Annotated in this window: 10 protein-coding genes and 4 tRNA genes; 2 read left to right on the forward strand and 12 right to left on the reverse strand. The window is 59.8% G+C overall.

Annotated elements, in window-relative coordinates:
* Nucleotides 1–16: 16 nt before the first annotated feature.
* A complete protein-coding gene (locus HUW52_RS21365) occupies nucleotides 17–1,708 on the forward strand; it encodes a molecular chaperone HscC (protein ID WP_175554839.1) in 1,692 nt (563 codons plus the stop codon).
* Here HUW52_RS21365 and HUW52_RS21370 read toward each other — a convergent pair.
* The 12 genes from HUW52_RS21370 to gltX all read right to left on the reverse strand — a co-directional run bounded on the left by HUW52_RS21370 (nucleotide 1,705) and on the right by gltX (nucleotide 11,248).
* Nucleotides 1,705–4,401, reverse strand: coding sequence for a DUF805 domain-containing protein (locus tag HUW52_RS21370; RefSeq protein WP_175554840.1), 2,697 nt, complete (start codon nucleotides 4,399–4,401; stop codon nucleotides 1,705–1,707). The genes HUW52_RS21365 and HUW52_RS21370 overlap by 4 nt on opposite strands.
* Nucleotides 4,398–5,093: a DUF1266 domain-containing protein gene (locus tag HUW52_RS21375; protein WP_016985253.1), complete on the reverse strand. Its 696-nt coding sequence runs from the start codon at nucleotides 5,091–5,093 to the stop codon at nucleotides 4,398–4,400. Before HUW52_RS21375 ends, HUW52_RS21370 begins: the two co-directional genes overlap by 4 nt.
* A gap of 188 nt (nucleotides 5,094–5,281) precedes the next feature.
* Nucleotides 5,282–5,728 carry an Hsp20 family protein gene (locus tag HUW52_RS21380; protein ID WP_034152778.1) on the reverse strand — a complete coding sequence of 149 codons (447 nt, stop codon included), beginning with the start codon at nucleotides 5,726–5,728 and terminating at the stop codon, nucleotides 5,282–5,284.
* 121 nt (nucleotides 5,729–5,849) lie between these two features.
* The gene (locus HUW52_RS21385) at nucleotides 5,850–6,809 is read right to left on the reverse strand and encodes a tRNA-dihydrouridine synthase (protein WP_175554841.1); all 960 of its coding nucleotides are present in this window, start codon (nucleotides 6,807–6,809) and stop codon (nucleotides 5,850–5,852) included.
* 168 nt (nucleotides 6,810–6,977) lie between these two features.
* Complete coding sequence (locus HUW52_RS21390; RefSeq protein WP_175554842.1) at nucleotides 6,978–7,415, reverse strand: thioesterase family protein; 438 nt, start codon at nucleotides 7,413–7,415, stop codon at nucleotides 6,978–6,980.
* A 46-nt stretch (nucleotides 7,416–7,461) separates the two neighbouring features.
* Nucleotides 7,462–8,295, reverse strand: coding sequence for an alpha/beta fold hydrolase (locus HUW52_RS21395; protein ID WP_175554843.1), 834 nt, complete (start codon nucleotides 8,293–8,295; stop codon nucleotides 7,462–7,464).
* A 30-nt stretch (nucleotides 8,296–8,325) separates the two neighbouring features.
* Entirely contained in the window at nucleotides 8,326–8,865 is a 540-nt protein-coding gene (locus HUW52_RS21400; protein WP_007913421.1) for a TetR/AcrR family transcriptional regulator, read from the reverse strand.
* A 182-nt stretch (nucleotides 8,866–9,047) separates the two neighbouring features.
* A tRNA-Glu gene (locus tag HUW52_RS21405) sits at nucleotides 9,048–9,123 on the reverse strand.
* An 80-nt stretch (nucleotides 9,124–9,203) separates the two neighbouring features.
* Nucleotides 9,204–9,279 (reverse strand) — tRNA-Ala (locus HUW52_RS21410).
* A gap of 53 nt (nucleotides 9,280–9,332) precedes the next feature.
* Nucleotides 9,333–9,408 (reverse strand) — tRNA-Glu (locus tag HUW52_RS21415).
* A gap of 79 nt (nucleotides 9,409–9,487) precedes the next feature.
* Nucleotides 9,488–9,563, reverse strand: a tRNA-Ala gene (locus tag HUW52_RS21420).
* 203 nt (nucleotides 9,564–9,766) lie between these two features.
* Entirely contained in the window at nucleotides 9,767–11,248 is a 1,482-nt protein-coding gene (gene gltX, locus HUW52_RS21425) for a glutamate--tRNA ligase (RefSeq protein WP_175554844.1), read from the reverse strand.
* Nucleotides 11,249–11,476: 228 nt separating this feature from the next.
* On the opposite strand from gltX, the gene HUW52_RS21430 reads away from it, so the two are divergent.
* Nucleotides 11,477–12,526, forward strand: a complete 1,050-nt coding sequence (locus HUW52_RS21430; protein ID WP_127926569.1) for an HlyD family secretion protein — start codon at nucleotides 11,477–11,479, stop codon at nucleotides 12,524–12,526.
* The last annotated feature ends 13 nt before the right edge of the window (nucleotides 12,527–12,539 follow it).

The raw sequence follows: 12,539 nt of genomic DNA on the forward strand, positions 1-12,539 counted from the left end.
CGTTTCGAGATCTGACATGCAGGATGCAACCCTCCCCCGCCCGGCTCTGCTGGGCATCGACCTTGGCACCACCAACAGTCTGATCGCCGTCTGGCAGGACGGTCAGGCCCGCCTGATTCCCAACGCCCTGGGTGATGTGCTGACGCCCTCGGTGATCAGCCTCGATGAAGACGACACGATTCTGGTCGGCAAAGCTGCCCGCGCCCGCCTGACCACACATCCGGAACGCAGCGCTGCGGCGTTCAAGCGCTTCATGGGCAGCGATAAACAAGTCCAGCTCGGGGCACGTCAGTTCAGTCCGGAAGAGTTGTCAGCGCTGGTGCTCGGTTCACTCAAGCAGGACGCCGAAGCCTTTCTCGGCCACCCGGTTACGGAAGCGGTGATTTCCGTGCCGGCGTATTTCAGCGATGAACAACGCAAACGCACGCTGTTCGCCGCCGAACTGGCCGGGCTCTCGGTGACGCGCCTGATCAACGAACCCACGGCCGCCGCCATGGCTTACGGGCTGCATGAGCAGAAGTTCGAACGCACGCTGATCTTCGATCTGGGCGGCGGCACCTTCGACGTCACGGTGTTGGAATACGCTTTGCCGCTGATCGAAGTGCACGCCTCCACCGGCGACAACTTTCTCGGCGGCGAAGACTTCACGGCTGCGCTGTTGCAGGCCTGCCTGAAACACTGGCAACTGACCCCGGCAATGGTCGACGCGCAAAGCATGGCCAGCCTCGGTGATGCGCTTGAGCAGCTCAAATGCAAACTCGGCGAAGGCACTCAACACCTGAGCTGGCGCCACGCCGACAAGACCTTCGAATGGTCACTGGACGAAGCGGCGGCGGTAAAAATCTGGGAACCGCTGCTGGCGCGTTTGCGCGCGCCGATCGAACAAGCGCTGCGCGATGCCCGACTCAAGCCCCGCGACCTCGACAGCCTGGTGCTGGTCGGCGGCGCCACGCGCATGCCGGCGGTGCAGCAAATGGTCGCCACGCTGTTCGGGCGCCTACCTTACCGGCATCTTGATCCGGATACCATTGTTGCGCTGGGAGCGGCGACGCAAGCGGCGTGCAAGGCGCGCGACGGTGCGGTTGAAGAGTTGATTCTGACCGATGTCTGCCCGTATACGCTGGGGATTGCGACCATGCGTGGCGAAGACATCAAAGGTGCCTTCTCGCCCATCATCGAACGTAACACCATCATTCCGACGTCAAGGGTGGAGCGCTATTACACCACCCAGCCTAAGCAATCGCTGCTGCGCATCGCCGTCTATCAGGGTGAACGGCCGTGGGTGTGCGACAACATTCTGATTGATGCTTTCGATGTCACGTTGACGCCCACTGAACACATCCAGGAACTGGACGTGCGCTTCAGTTATGACATCAACGGTTTGCTCGAAGTCGACGTTACCCTGCTCGAAACCGGCGAGCGTCACAGTCACAGCATCGACCGCAGCCCCACCGGCCTGGACGAGCAAGCGCGCCGAGACAGCCATAACCGGCTGTCTACTCTGAAAGTCCATCCACGCGACGCGCTGCCCAACCGCACGTTGCTCGCCCGCCTGGAGCGGGCATGGATGCAGAGTCTGGGCGAGCAACGCGAGCACATTGCCGAATGGTTGCACAACTTCACCAGCGTGCTCGGCGGCCAGCAATCAGCGGAGATTGCCAGCCATCGCTCAGAGCTGAACAAGGCGTTGGATCAACTGCGCCTCTAGCCGTTGAGCCGCCGTAAAGCAGCCTGCAGGCCGCCGGACAGCGTCTCGCTATCGCCGCTGTCCGGCGGCACACCATAGCGGTTGGGCAACTTGTCACCGGCAAGCCCGAACAACACCAACGGCAGGAATGGCAAAAACGGCGTCAGCGCCATGAAGATCAGCAACGTCGGAATGCCCCGGCCCATGTCGTGCAAACGGCGCAGAATGGCGCCGAACACCAGCAGCACGCCCAATAGCAGGATAAGAATGCCAGCGCCCGTGGTGCCACTGATCAGCCCGGCCACTGGCGCAATCACTACGCAGGCCAAGACCTGAGCGATAAAAGCCTTACGCCCCAACCGCGATCCCAGACGCCAGATCGCTGTCGCCGGTACCGGCTGAGCATCGCTTTTCGCCAGCAGTAATCGTTCCGACCAGGACAATAACGCGCACAGAGCCAGGCGCAGGCCGACGCTGTTCTGCACATCGTCCTTGCCCTGTTGCAGTTGGCGCAGGACGCGCGTTTTCGGCACCCCGGCAGCGCCATAACGAATCAAGCCCTTGAGCGCATCCAGTGCTTCGTACGCCAGCAGTTTGTCGACGCCAAAATCGGTCAGCACTTTGCGCGGCGGCCACACCGGTTCGCCTTTGATCAAACCGTCGCGGAAGCCTTCGAACCAATCGTCCTCACAACTGATCGCCGCGATCGATTGCAACAACGCGCGATGCTGCTCGGCACTCAGGCTCGGATCGTGATAGAGCACGCCCCAGAACATCATCAACCCCAGCAAATCGTCGCCGCAGGCAGCACGATCACTTTCGAGGCAGGTGTAAAGCAGGCTATTGGCCGGCAACCGGATACTGTCGAGTGCCTGCTGTACGCTGAACAATTGCTGCACCAACAAGCCGTGCACCGGGTCATTGCCTTGCAACCATCCGAGCAAACCGGCGCAATGGCCTTGCTCACGCTGCAAGCGCCGCAACAACGGTTGCAGGCGACCCAAGGGATGGGCCGGATTGAAAGGCAGGCGCTCCACGCACTGCGCGTCAATCAGTTGCAACCAGCGTTCGGGCTGGTCCAGCAATGCCAGCAAAAACAAGGTCTGTGCGTGCCACTCCCAAGTGGCCTCACCCAGCCCGACTGGCGGAAACTGAATGCCGCGACGGCTCAACTGGAGCATCAAGTCGAGCTCGGACAAGTCACAGTCGTCTTTGAGCGCAGCCAGCTTGAACGCGTCTGCCAATCGTTCCAGCGCAGCGTCGCTGTAAGGCCGCAAGCGACGCAACCACAGCCGACAGACCTTGTGCCGCTCGCCGTCGGTCAGCACCTGCGGCAATGGCCGCGCAGCTGAATCAGCATCGCTGAACACGCTCATGGCCGACGCAATCGGCGCCGTGCGCAACCAGTGCAGGTGTTGCCCGGCCTGATATTTGAACCCGCTCATCACCAGGCTTTCGAGGGCATCGATGGGCAGCGGTGCATCCACAATCTGCTGCAACAACGCCGTATCACCGCGATGCAGCGCCCAGGCGTACCGGTATAAATGCAGCAATCGGCTGTCGGCATTTTCGCCCAGCAATTGCGCGAGCAATGGCAGTTCATCACCGGTCACGCGCCAATCGACAAAGCTTTGCGCAAGGCTCTCAAGCTTTAACCGCCCGACACCCAGCCAACGGTTCAGCGTCTCGGGATGTAGTGACGGACAGCCATACACCTGGGCGTCATCGCCAAGATCCTCTGGCCAGGCAGAAATGCCCTGCAGACGATCGAATGCCTGAATCAGCAAGGGCAGAAAAGTCGGCTGGCGCTTGGCACACAGCTCCAGCAGACGACTTTCCGCCATCGGATGGCGATGTTCGTTCCACAGCCGGATCCAGCACGGCAATGCCTGATCGTCGCGCCCCAGCAGACTGCTCTGACACGCCAACAGGTAAAGCCAGTCGACATCGTCCGGTGCAGCAAGCTGCTGCTCGATACAGCACTGCAAAAACGTCGGCCCGCCAATACCCGCCTGAGTGAACTGCACCAGCAGACGCTTGAGGAACGCGGCATCATTCGGCAACGGCAGGCAGGTGTGCTGACTGGCGAAGTCGGCGAACTCAGGCAGTGGACGCTGGTTGAAGATGAAGTCGAGGCTACGGGCATACCACAGTGATTCAGTCTGGGCGGCCTCTGACCATGTGCTCATCAGATCCGTATCGAACGGGTCCGGCGTTTCGATTCGCTGGAGAAAGGACTCCACCCGATGCGCGTCGTCGAAACCCAGATCCAGCAACTGTTGATCCCAGGCCATACGTTTGGCCAAAAGATTTGCGCAGCGGTACGACAACGGACCGGCGTCGGCCAGCCGGTGGTACAAGCCCCAGCTGAGTTCATCGAGCACGTCCAGCGACAGCTCATCCAGCCTCCGGACAAATGCCTGCCACGCAGCGAAATTGAACCGGCGAGCAGGATCATCCAGCAGCTCGCAGAATTCCACGAATGCCCGAGGGATTTCAACGACCTCGGGTTCTGATGCTTCGAGCGTTTGTTCGGGCTCTTCTTCCTCGCCTTCACGAGCCAGACGCAGGGCGTTTTCGTAGGCCATGCGCAACGCCTGGAAGCCTTGCGGGTCAGTCTCCGGATGATGCGCCGGCAAGCGTGCGCGGTAGGCGTTGCGAATCAGGGTTTCGTCGTTGGTAGGCTCGATGCCCAGGCGGATCCAGCAACTCATGACCAGTCGAACTCCTTGAGCGATGCCGGGCGTGGTGGTAGATCAATCTCCATGTGCCATGGCAAATCAGCCAGAAACTGAGGGATGTTCTCGGCAAGGCCGCGGGCAATCCGCACGTTAAGGGGATTGGCGCCTTGTCGGTCCAGCTCACGCGCAAGCTCATCGTCGCTGGCGCTCAGGCAGGACCAAAAGGTCCGACCCACGACAAAGCCATCGAAGTAAGCCATCCAGCTACCGTAGTGAAATTGCGCTCTGAGGGCCAAACGGCTGTGCAGCCAGTTGCTTTCGTCCAGGTCGACCCACTGATTGCGCACCGCGCAACGCAAGAGAAAACCCATGCGGCCATAGTCCCAGGACAATATTCCGCCCGGCCCACAACTGCCGAACGTGCGGCTGGCAAACTCATGCAGGATGCGTTCGCGGGGACTCAGATCGTCGAGCAAGGCCTGCCATTCACTCGGCAGACAGCGCTGCCACGCCAGGTAGGCTGCACTCAGGTGCTTGGCATGGCCGTCGTCGGTCATCCGTTCGAGCATGTCGAACAGCTGGCCTCGGTCGTCGATCCCCCAACTGTCCTGCAGATCGATGTAGCGATCATTGCAAAACGCCGGGTCGTCGTAGCTGGCGCCGGTATTGATCGCCGCCATGGGTGCAGACAGGGCGCACAGCCAGCGCTGTTGAATCTCGTCCATGAAAAAAGGCTCCAGGCCGACCGGTGAGGAATGGGGGTCGGCAAAACTGCCGCGGATTGTAGAGAAACCGCCGTCAGCGGCAAAGGCGTATAGCGCTTTTCTTGCGCGCACAAAAAAGGCCCCGACGTATCGGGGCCTTCATTCAGCGGCTCATCGCCTGTTCAGACGATTGTGTTGCGGCGCATGACTCAGTGCTGCAACGCCGGCTTCTGCGTCCCGTTGATCGGGATGCGTTTGGCTTTCGCTTCTTCCGGGATCACTCGCAACAGGTCGATGCTCAGCAGACCGTTTTTCAGATCCGCCGCCTTGATCTCGATGTGATCGGCCAGACGGAAGGACAGCTTGAACGCACGCTGGGCGATGCCCTGGTGCAGGAAGGTCACGCCTTCGTTGGCATCACGCTTGCCGCCACTGATGGTCAGCACACCTTTCTCGACTTGCAGCTCCAGGTCTTCTTCCTGGAAACCGGCTGCCGCTACGACGATGCGGTATTGGTCATCACCGTGTTTTTCGACGTTGTAAGGTGGGTAGCTGCTGCCTGGCTCGTTGCGCAGGGCGGTTTCGAACAGGTCGTTGAAACGGTCGAAACCCACCGAAGAACGGAACAGTGGCGCGAGGGAAAATGCAGTACTCATGGTTCAAATCTCCTGAAAACAATCAGCAAGGTTTTTTGACTCCGCGACCCGAATTCGGCATCGCGTAACCCTTAGATAAGGACCGCTGAAATGATTTCAAGAGACTATTTGCAGATTTTTTTCAGGCCGCTTCGGCGACCGGCAGACCGAGCAAACGCGAGACGTGATCCGGCTCGGTCTCACGGCGCAGGACGGTGAACAGCTCAACCGCCTCGGGATAATTGCGCGTCAGCATGGCCAGCCATTGCTTCAAACGGCCCGGCGACTGGCGCGCGGTCATCTGCGCTTTGGCTTGCAGCCAGAAGTCCTGGATCAGCGGCATCAGCTCGGCCCAGGTCATCTCAACGACTTCCTCACCGGCACGAGCGGCGGCGATCTGCTTGGCCAGATCCGGACGCGACACCAGACCGCGACCGAGCATGATGTCTTCCACGCCACTGATTTCGCGGCAACGCCGCCAGTCTTCGACGCTCCAGATATCGCCGTTGGCGAACACCGGGACTTTGACCACGTCCTGCACGCGAGGGATCCACTCCCAGTGTGCGGGCGGTTTGTAGCCATCCATCTTGGTTCGGGCGTGAACCACGATGTGTTCGGCGCCGCCTTCGGCCAGCGCCGTGGCGCAGACCAGCGAACCGTCGGGGCTGTCGAAACCGAGGCGCATTTTTGCGGTGACGGGAATGTGCGCGGGTACGGCGCGGCGCACGTGCTCGACGATCTGGTTGAGCAGTTCCGGCTCTTTGAGCAGAACGGCGCCGCCACGGGATTTGTTCACGGTCTTGGCCGGGCAGCCGAAGTTGAGGTCAATGACTTCGGAGCCGAGTTCGCAGGCCAGTGCAGCGTTTTCCGCCAGACACACCGGATCGGAACCGAGTAATTGCACACGCAATGGCACACCGGATGCGGTACGCGCGCCGTTGAGCAACTCCGGGCCGAACTTGTGGAAATAGGCCGGGGTGAGCAACTGGTCGTTGACGCGAATGAATTCGGTGACACACCAGTCGATGCCGCCAACGCGGGTCAGCACGTCGCGAAGGATGTCGTCGACCAACCCCTCCATGGGCGCCAGAGCAATTTGCATGGGAAAACACTACTTGAAGAAAAACGTGCGGCAGTTTACTGGATATCGAGAAAAACCGCAGATCCCTTGTAGGAGCTGCCGAAGGCTGCGATCTTTTGATCTTGATTTTGATCTGCAAACAGCAAAATCAAAAGATCGCAGCCTTCGGCAGCTCCTACAGGGATCGGGTCAGGCTGAGGCAAGGATCGCCGGGCCGTAGCCTTCGATGAACTCAGCCGGCATGCGCTTCGGCTTGCCCGTGGACAGTTCGATGCAGACAAACGTGGTTTGCGCACGCAACAGCGTGGTGTTGTCACTCGGGCGCTTGAGTTGGAAATGCCGGGTCATCTTCAAGCGTTGATCCCAATCGACAATCCACGTCGCCAATTGCAGTTCGTCGCCTTCATAGGCTGCAGCGAGATAATCGATCTCGTGGCGCACTACAGCCATCGCCCGATCCAGTCGCCGATACTCGACCAGATCCAGGCCCAGACGTTGCGAGTGGCGCCAGGCACAGCGCTCGAGCCAGGTGACGTACACCGCGTTGTTCGCGTGGCCCAGCCCGTCGATGTCCTCGGCGCCTACTTGCAGATCAATGGTAAACGGCGTTGCCCGATCCCAGCCCATGCCCCACTCCCGGTCAATGTATTCAACCGGGGCAGTGTAACGGAGCTCACGCCGATTGGCGCGCCTGAAGGCTGCGACCGGCGAGCAGTGATAACACGCCATCAATCACCCGAGGGTCGGCCAGCACGCGCTGGTGACCGCCATCTTCAAGGCGCAACAAACGGCTATCGAACCAGGATTCGTGGATCACTTGCGATTCCTTGACCGAGACGAAATTGTCATCCTCGGCATGCACGATCAGGCCGGGCATATCCAGTTGATAGTGAGCGACATCAAGGGTGGCGGCGCGCATACCGACATCTTGCTCGACTTGGCGGATGAAAGCGGAACGGGCTCGGGGCGGCATGCCGACGTAGCGGGCAAAACCGCGCAGTACGCCGAGTATTCGAGCCGGCGCGGCAATGCTGACCAGCGTTTCGGTGCGCAAGCCCAATTGCACGGCGAGCATGGCGCTGGCGCCGCCCATGGAATGACCGATCACCGCTTGCAGCGGCGGCAACTCCGCAGCTGCTTCGAGCATCGCCCGAGCAAACAATACGACGTTGGCTTCACGCCCCGGCGAACGCCCGTGGGCCGGACCATCGAGCGCGACAACGGTATAACCGGCCTCGACCAGCGCGGTAATCAGTGCGGCGAACTGAGTGGGCCGCCCTTCCCAACCGTGCATCAGCAGCACTGTAGGACCTTGGCCCCAGCGCAGCGCCGAGAGGCCGAAGCGCAAAGTGATGCGTTCGGAACTGGCCAGCAGCGGCAACTCCCAATCGCGCAGCGGCAGCGAGCGTGGCGTCATGAATGCCAGACGCATTTTGCTCGCCACTCGTTGCGGTGCAATCCAGCCCAAGGTGCCATTAACGCCACGAACCCACTTCAACGTGTTCATCGCTCTCTCCTCAGGCGTGTTGCCTTCAGGTCAACGCACCGCCGACTTGGCAGCGCGCAGCAATCGATCGGATAAATCCCCCGGGCCGAGCGCCCTTGCGAGTGCCAGACCACCCACCATCAAGGCCACATCGGCCAAGGCTTTGTCGGTGTCCTCAGGGCTGGACGCCAACTGCGCAATCATCAACTCCAGGTGCTCGTTCAGCGCAATGCGGAACGATTCCGGCAAACGGCCCAATTCGCCGATCGACGCTGGAATCGGACACGCCGCGTCACTGGAATCACGATGTTTGCGCGACAGGTAGAAGGCAGCGACCAAAGCGCGCCGCTCTTCACCGGTCAATTCGGCATCCATGTCGGCAATCAGGTCGCGGCGGCGACCGAGCAATTGCTTGAACGCTTCGAGCATCATTGCGTCTTTGCTTTCGAAGTGCGCATAGAAGCCACCGACGGTGAGGCCGGCTGCGCCCATCACTTCGCCCACGCTAGGATCCGCCGGGCCACGCTGAATCAGTGCGGCGCTGGCAGCCTTGAGGATGCGTTCGCGGGTTTGAGCTTTTTTATCGTTCATCGTTGCCTCCGAATATTACGACTAGAATATTATTTGCATAATAATATTCTGCAAGTCAAGGATATGACCGCTGGTCTGAAGCACAGTGTAAGGAAGAAGGAGAATTGGCCAAACGCCAGACAAACAAAAGGGCCATTCAATAATTGAATGACCCTTATAAAATCCCGCAGAGCGGGTAATCGTGGCGTCCCCTAGGGGACTCGAACCCCTGTTACCGCCGTGAAAGGGCGGTGTCCTAGGCCACTAGACGAAGGGGACACAAACCTTCTATACAACTGATCAGCGCTGAGATCTGATCGATTCAAGGCCGGTGTGGCCAGACCTTGAACGTGTAAAATTGGTGGAGCTTAGCGGGATCGAACCGCTGACCTCCTGCATGCCATGCAGGCGCTCTCCCAGCTGAGCTAAAGCCCCGGATTTTTCGCCTCGCGGCGGAGCGACATCTTGCAACATCGCTTCTGTAAAACTGGCGTCCCCTAGGGGACTCGAACCCCTGTTACCGCCGTGAAAGGGCGGTGTCCTAGGCCACTAGACGAAGGGGACGCAAACCCTTCTATACAACTGATCAACGCTGAGTGTTGATCGCTTCGGAGCCGGTGTGGCCAGGCTTCGAAGTGTAAATTGGTGGAGCTAAACGGGATCGAACCGTTGACCTCCTGCATGCCATGCAGGCGCTCTCCCAGCTGAGCTATAGCCCCTCATCGTTGATGTCATCGCTGAGGACGGGGCGAATCTTAAGGGCGTATCGAAAGCCTGTCAAACTTATTTTTGAAATTTTTCAAAGTTTTTCGTCGGCATAACAATCACTTACCGCCCTCCCCCGTAAATTCGGGGGGAAAAACGCCGAAGGCCGGAATCAAAAGATCCCGGCCTTCGGTGGTTCCTGCAGAGTCAGACGTGCTTAAGCGATAGCGCCCAGCAGCTTTTCCCACTCTTTGTTTTCTTTCTTCGACACGCCACCCAGCAGGTCAATCGCCTGACGCAGACGATAACGGGTCAGGTCCGGACCGATGATTTCCATCGCATCGAGCACCGACACCGAACTCGCCTGCCCGGTGATCGCGGCAAACATCAATGGCATCGCATCGCGCAGTTTCAACTCCAGCGATTCAACCACAGCCTGAATCGTTGCAGTGATGTTGTCCTTCTCCCACTGACGCAGGCTTTCCAGCTTCCACAGGATCAACTGCATCAACTGCCGAACCTGATCGCCCGACAGTTTCTTCGATTCGAACAGCTTGGCATCCGGATTGACGCCGCCGGCGAAGAAGAAACCGCCCAGCGGTGCAACCTGGCTGAAGGTTTCAACGCGGCCCTGCACCAGCGGCGCGATCTTCATCATGTACTCCGGGTTCAATGCCCAGGTCTGCAAGCGGCTGGCGAACTCTTCCACCGGCAGGTCACGCAGCCATTGGCCGTTGAGCCACGACAGCTTCTCGATGTCGAAGATCGGCCCACCCAGCGAAACACGCTTGAGATCAAAGTTGTCGACCATTTCCTGCAGCGAGAACTTCTCGCGCTCGTCCGGCATCGACCAGCCCATGCGACCGAGGTAGTTGAGCATCGCTTCCGGCATGAAGCCCATGCGCTCGTAGAACGTTACCGAGGTCGGGTTCTTGCGCTTGGACAGCTTGCTCTTGTCCGGGTTACGCAGCAGCGGCATGTAACACAGCTCTGGTTGTTCCCAGCCGAAGTATTCATACAGCAGAATCAGTTTCGGCGCCGATGGCAGCCACTCTTCGCCGCGCAGCACGTGGGTGATGCCCATCAGGTGGTCGTCGACGACGTTGGCGAGGAAGTACGTCGGCAGGCCGTCGGTCTTCATCAGCACTTGCATGTCCATGCGATCCCACGGGATCTCGACATCGCCACGGAGCATGTCCGGGACGACGCAAACGCCTTCGCTCGGCACTTTCATGCGGATCACGTGGGGTTCGCCGGCAGCCAGACGCGCCGCAACTTCTTCCTTCGACAGCAGCAGCGCGCGGCCGTCATAGCGCGGGGTTTCGCCGCGAGCCATTTGCTCAGCGCGCATCTGATCGAGTTCTTCAGCAGTGCAGAAGCATGGGAACGCATGACCCACGTCGACCAGTTGCTGGCAGTACTTCTGATAGATATCGCCACGCTCGCTCTGACGGTATGGACCGTGCGGGCCGCCAACGTCCGGGCCTTCGCTCCAGTCGATACCCAACCAGCGCAGGGCGTCGAAGATCTGCTGTTCGGACTCGCGGGTCGAACGCAACTGGTCGGTGTCTTCGATCCGCAGGATGAACTCACCGCCATGCTGCTTGGCAAAGCAGTAGTTGAACAATGCGATGTAAGCGGTACCTACGTGGGGATCCCCGGTAGGCGATGGCGCGATGCGAGTGCGGACGGTGGTCATGGCATGTCTCGAAAAGAATGAAAAGCAAAACAATCAAGCGGCGAATGGTAACAGGCGACACCCGCCCCGCTCCAGCGGGCAGGGCATTTAAGCCAAGTTTGCGTCTGTAACGCCCGTAAGCCGTGGTGAATGGGCAATAATCAACGGATGGCATTTACCGTTTATCGGCTGTATGCCAGATTCGCCTGCTGATAACTTTCCTTACAATTCCTCGACTACAGTTTGCCCATGCCTGCCCAACTCAAGCGTCGCCTGTTGATTTTCCTGCTGCTCGTCCTGCTGATCGCCGGGGGCTTTTTCGCCCATTGGTTTTTCAAGGGACGCTTTTATGAAAGCACCGACAACGCCTATGTCCAGGGCGAAATCACCCGTGTGTCGAGCCAATTGAGCGCGCGTATCGATGAAGTGCTGGTGCAGGACAATCAGCACGTGGAAAAAGGCCAACTGCTGGTGCGCCTTGAGCCGAATGATTTCCGCCTGGCCATTGATCGCGCCAATGCCGCCCTCGCCACCCGAGAAGCCGAACGCCTGCAGGCGCAAAGCAAACTGACTCAGCAAGCCAGTCTGATTGCTTCCAGTGATGCGCAGGTGGCGACCACACAAGCAACGCTCGGCCGCTCGCAGATGGATTTGTCGCGCGCCGAAACCCTGCGCAAACCCGGTTATGTTTCCGAAGAACGCGTGACCACCCTCTCCGCTGACGCGCATATCGCCCGTTCGCAAGTGGCCAAGGCGCAAGCCGACGCACAGGGCCAGCGCCAACAGGTCAACGCCCTGAACGCGGAAATCAAACGCCTCGACGCACAGATCGCCAACGCCCGCGCCGATCTCGCGCAAGCCGAACTCAACCTGACCCGCAGCGAAATCCACGCGCCAATCAGTGGTCTGGTCGGCCAGCGCGCCGCCCGTAACGGCCAAGTGGTGCAGGCCGGCGCTTATCTGCTGTCGATCGTCCCGGACGAAGACATCTGGGTGCAGGCCAACTTCAAGGAAACCCAGATCGGCCACATGCAGCCCGGGCAAAAAGCCGAACTGACCTTTGATGCGTATGGCGACACGCCGATCGAAGCGCGGGTCGACAGCCTGTTCGCCGCGTCCGGCGCGCAATTCAGTCTGCTGCCACCGGACAACGCCACCGGCAACTTCACCAAGGTCGTGCAGCGGATTCCGGTGAAACTGACCTTCAAGGCCGATAACCCGTTGCACGGCAAGATCCGTCCGGGCATGTCGGTGACCGCCACCGTGAACATCAAAGACGCCCCGGACAATGGCCGGTGATTCGCTGATCCGC

Source organism: Pseudomonas sp. 43A (genome assembly GCF_013363935.1).
GTDB lineage: Bacteria > Pseudomonadota > Gammaproteobacteria > Pseudomonadales > Pseudomonadaceae > Aquipseudomonas > Aquipseudomonas crudilactis.

Excerpts from the sequence above, each read along its gene's own strand:
- HUW52_RS21395 (WP_175554843.1), bottom strand. The coding sequence starts at position 8,295 with ATGAACACGTTGAAGTGGGTTCGTGGCGTTAATGGCACCTTGGGCTGG.
- HUW52_RS21365 (WP_175554839.1), top strand. The coding sequence starts at position 17 with ATGCAGGATGCAACCCTCCCCCGCCCGGCTCTGCTGGGCATCGACCTT.
- HUW52_RS21375 (WP_016985253.1), bottom strand. The coding sequence starts at position 5,093 with ATGGACGAGATTCAACAGCGCTGGCTGTGCGCCCTGTCTGCACCCATG.
- HUW52_RS21400 (WP_007913421.1), bottom strand. The coding sequence starts at position 8,865 with ATGAACGATAAAAAAGCTCAAACCCGCGAACGCATCCTCAAGGCTGCC.
- HUW52_RS21380 (WP_034152778.1), bottom strand. The coding sequence starts at position 5,728 with ATGAGTACTGCATTTTCCCTCGCGCCACTGTTCCGTTCTTCGGTGGGT.
- HUW52_RS21390 (WP_175554842.1), bottom strand. The coding sequence starts at position 7,415 with ATGGGCTGGGATCGGGCAACGCCGTTTACCATTGATCTGCAAGTAGGC.
- gltX (WP_175554844.1), bottom strand. The coding sequence starts at position 11,248 with ATGACCACCGTCCGCACTCGCATCGCGCCATCGCCTACCGGGGATCCC.
- HUW52_RS21430 (WP_127926569.1), top strand. The coding sequence starts at position 11,477 with ATGCCTGCCCAACTCAAGCGTCGCCTGTTGATTTTCCTGCTGCTCGTC.
- HUW52_RS21385 (WP_175554841.1), bottom strand. The coding sequence starts at position 6,809 with ATGCAAATTGCTCTGGCGCCCATGGAGGGGTTGGTCGACGACATCCTT.
- HUW52_RS21370 (WP_175554840.1), bottom strand. The coding sequence starts at position 4,401 with ATGAGTTGCTGGATCCGCCTGGGCATCGAGCCTACCAACGACGAAACC.